Below are 2,178 nucleotides of genomic sequence, written 5' to 3'. Positions count from 1 at the left end.
GAGGTGAGGTCGTGGATGCTCTTCCTGGTCGGTCTTCTCTTTTCGATCATCGCCTTCATCGACGGCTGGTTCGTCCTCGATCCATATCCGGGCTATGCCGGTGTGGAGAAAAGGCGTCAGGAGAGGCGGCAGGATTACACTGACACCAAGGCCGATCTCATAGACCGCCTCATCGAATTGCGGGACGATCATAACGCCAAGGTTGAAGACATTTTGAAAGGGCTCGGCAGCCGCAGAAGAGAACACGCTGCTATCCTCTCCAGCCGTGCGCGGCTTTTGGCTCTGTTCAATGAACACCAAGAGCAGCTCGAGAGGAGTTGCAACCAGCTCCTCTCCAGATACCGCGAAGCAAACATCCGCGCGCGCAAGACTCCCGCTCCAAAACACTTCTCCCAGCCTTTCAAACTCCAAAAGACCAAGCCCATTGTCCAAAACGATGGTGAGCTCAAGGATACCGATCTTACTTCATCAATAGCCGCTGCCCAGCAGGCGCTGAACGAGCAGATGCTGCAGGTCGGTAAGGAATGCGAGTCCGGGATCGAAAAGTACCGCGATCTCGACAAGCTGTATCCGGAGACGCTCGATGGCCAGGCCTAGAAGCCGTCGCAGGGCAGGGAGCTCCCGCGGAAAAGGCGTTGGAGCGATTGTCGGAGCAATCCTGCTTGGACTTGCCTCGCTCGCAATGTTTTCCGGCTATGTCTGGCTCAACGTAAAGGCCCGGGACGTAGTGGAAACGGACGCAAAGACGGGCTGCCCGACAAAGGCGGGACCGAACAGCGTCACCGCTGTTCTTTTTGACACCTCTGATCCCGTCCCGCTGGCGACCATGGAGGATCTTGCCAACAAATTCAGGCAGATTGCCGGCACGATCAAGCAGGGCGGCTACCTCTGGGTTGGCACCCTGACAGCGGTACCTGGCGATCTGAAAGAACTGTACGCGCGATGCAATCCGGGAGACGGCTCAACGGTTGACGTCTGGACCAGCAATCCCGGAAAGCATCAGAGAATCTGGGAAGAGGCCTTCGACAAGCCCCTGAAGGAGCTGCCGGCGCACTTACCGGCGGATAGCCAGGCTGATCAGTCGCCGATCATGGCTGGCATCCAGAAACTGAAGCTCAGCCTGTTCGACAACGGCATGTTTGACAATGTTCCAAAACGGTTGGTCCTCGTGTCGGACATGATGGAGAACACGCCTGCCTATTCCCAATACAAATCGGGCGCCGACTACAACGCCTTCAAGAAGAGCCCAGCAAATTCGCGGTTTAGGACCGATCTTCTCGGCGCCGAAGTAACCATTCTCTATTTCAACAGGCCGGAACGGAAGTTCCCGTCCGTCGACCACGCCAATTTCTGGACGCAATGGTTTTCGGAAAACGGGGGCAATCTCAGCGACTTTACAAAGCTGGAAGGGATGTAACCCATGGCCGCCCGCAGACAATCCTTCCTCGATACGTGGATCTTCCCGCAGGCTTTCTATATCGCTCTGACGATAGGCGGGTGTGTCTTTATCGCCGTCACCAAGACCGCCGGCATAAGTCCGGCCATCTCATCAGCGGTGCCGATCGGCATCATGATCGGCTACTTCGCGTTTTCCTGGTACGTCGGGAAATTGCGCCTTCACGACGAGCAGACAGGTGACAACCTCTACTACATGGGCTTCCTGTTCACGCTCTCCAGCTTGGGTACCTCGCTTTACCAGTTCGGCACAGACGCATCGACCGACGAAATCGTCAGGAATTTTGGCATCGCGGTGACGTCGACCATCACGGGTATCGCACTGCGCATCTTCTACAATCAGGTGCGACGCGACCCAGCTGACGTCGAACGGGCAGCCCGTCACGAGCTCGCGGACATGACACGGCGCGTGCGCACCGAGATGGAAAGCGTAGCGCGTGAGTTCGCCGACTTCCGCCGGGTTTGCAATCAGATGTTGGAAGAAGGCTTCGACGAAATAGCCCGACAGGCGGAAAAGAACGGCGATCAGGTGCGACAGGCCTTCGAGGGCATGGCCGCCAAAGCGATAAAGCCCGTCCAGGAGACTTCGGAGAAGATCGCCAAAAGCCTCGATGATACGTTTGGCCGTATCGAAATGAGGTTTTCGGGTGTTGCTGAAAAGGTCGGCAAAGTCGCTGCGTCGCTCGACACGGCGAATGCCTCCATGGCCGGCACGGTCTCCAA

The 2,178-nt window shown here is 57.0% G+C and carries 1 protein-coding gene and 2 pseudogenes; all 3 read left to right on the top strand.

From position 1 onward, the window contains the following. Positions 1 to 597, top strand: a pseudogene (locus tag EOA33_RS33160) (hypothetical protein); the annotation flags it as partial. An 85-nt stretch (positions 598 to 682) separates the two neighbouring features. Beyond that, a complete protein-coding gene (locus EOA33_RS33155) occupies positions 683 to 1,417 on the top strand; it encodes a hypothetical protein (RefSeq protein WP_127407538.1) in 735 nt (244 codons plus the stop codon). Between the two features lie 3 nt (positions 1,418 to 1,420). Beyond that, positions 1,421 to 2,178: pseudogene (locus tag EOA33_RS33150) on the top strand (hypothetical protein); the annotation flags it as partial.

The sequence above is a fragment of the Mesorhizobium sp. M4A.F.Ca.ET.050.02.1.1 genome, from assembly GCF_003997725.1.
In the GTDB taxonomy this organism is placed as follows: Bacteria; Pseudomonadota; Alphaproteobacteria; order Rhizobiales; family Rhizobiaceae; genus Mesorhizobium.
This window is presented reverse-complemented; position numbering and strand designations above follow the sequence as displayed.